The sequence below is a fragment of the Amycolatopsis sp. NPDC059657 genome (assembly GCF_042734395.1).
Classification (GTDB): domain Bacteria; phylum Actinomycetota; class Actinomycetes; order Mycobacteriales; family Pseudonocardiaceae; genus Amycolatopsis.
Genome location: NZ_JBHWEB010000272.1, coordinates 1 through 1,380, shown reverse-complemented (window position 1 = coordinate 1,380; position 1,380 = coordinate 1). Strand labels below are relative to the sequence as shown.

Here is a 1,380-nt window from a genome sequence, read left to right as displayed (position 1 = left end):
GTTCTAACCGTCCGGAACACTCACGACCCCAGCAGGACAAGACCGGACAGAACGGAACGCAGGGGTTGAGGACCCACCCTTTCCTCCTATAGTCGGATTGTTGCCGACTGCGGGAGGTTTCGTGCGCAAGATCCGCGTTGTCGCTTTAGGAGTGTCCGCCGCCGTGGTGTTCAGCGCCGCGCAGGCGAGTGCGCAATTCCCGGCACCACCCGATCCAGGGGCCTGGGTCGGCACCTGGGGCGCTTCGGCGGCGGGGCCGGTGCCTGGCACGGACAACGGCCACCCGAACTTCTCGATCCGCAACGTGGTCCATACCAGTGTGGGTGGCAGGTCGGCTCGCGTGACGCTGTCGAACGCGTTCGGCAACTCGCCGCTGGTGATCGGGCACAGCTCGGTGGCCGTCGCCGCGCGAGCCGGGACCGCGGACGCGAAACCGGGCACGGTCAAGGAACTCACCTTCGGCAAACGCGCGACCGTGACGATCCCCGTCGGCGCCGAGGTGCAGAGCGACAGCGTCGACCTGGCGATTCCGGCCGACTCCGATCTGCTGGTCACCACGTATGTGCCGACGCCGTCCGGGCCCGTGACGTATCACCCGGCGGCCAGTCAGACGTCGTTCTTCACGCGCAACGGCGATCACGCGCTGGACACCGCGGGAACGGCGTACAACGAGACCACGGCCGTCTGGCATTACGTGACGGGAGTGGATGTCCGCGCCTCCGGCGCGCGCGGTTCGGTCGTCACTTTGGGCGATTCGATCACCGACGGGGTCGGCTCGACCGGGAGCACCAACCGGCGCTGGCCCGACTATCTGGCCGATCGCACGAAGAACCTCGGCATCGTGAACTCGGGGATCTCCGCGAACCGGCTGCTGCTCGGCGGCCCCGGTGGCGCAGGGCGCAACGCATTGGCTCGCTTCAACGACGATGTGCTCACTAAAACGTCCGTTCGCACACTGATCGTGTTAGAGGGAATCAACGACATCCAGCAGGATCCGCATCAAACCGATCCGGCTCAGATCACGGCCGCTTATGAACAGCTCGTGACCCGTGCGCACGCGCATGGAATCAAGGTGCTGGGCGGGACGCTGACACCGTTCAAAGGGTGGCGCGTGTACGACGAAACGCTGGAAGCGACCCGGCTGGCGGTGAACAAGTTCATCCGCACGAGCGGGGTGTTCGACGGCGTGGTCGATTTCGACGCGGCGATCCGGGACCCGCAGGATCCGCTGAAGATGCGGGCGCAGTTCGATTCCGGTGATCATCTGCACCCCGGCGACGCGGGTTACCGCGCCATGGCCGAAGCCGTGGTGGTGGGGGGGGGTTTAAAACGCGCGCGACAAGGGGCGGGGGGGGGGGGGTGAAGATTTTATAATGTGGG

The 1,380-nt window shown here is 66.0% G+C and carries 1 protein-coding gene; it reads left to right on the top strand.

The genetic code is table 11. The annotated features are described in order from the left end of the window. Positions 1-100: 100 nt before the first annotated feature. Positions 101-1,363 (top strand): SGNH/GDSL hydrolase family protein, encoded by a 1,263-nt coding sequence (locus ACFV15_RS48170; RefSeq protein WP_378360248.1) that lies wholly within the window; start codon positions 101-103, stop codon positions 1,361-1,363. Positions 1,364-1,380 lie beyond the last annotated feature (17 nt).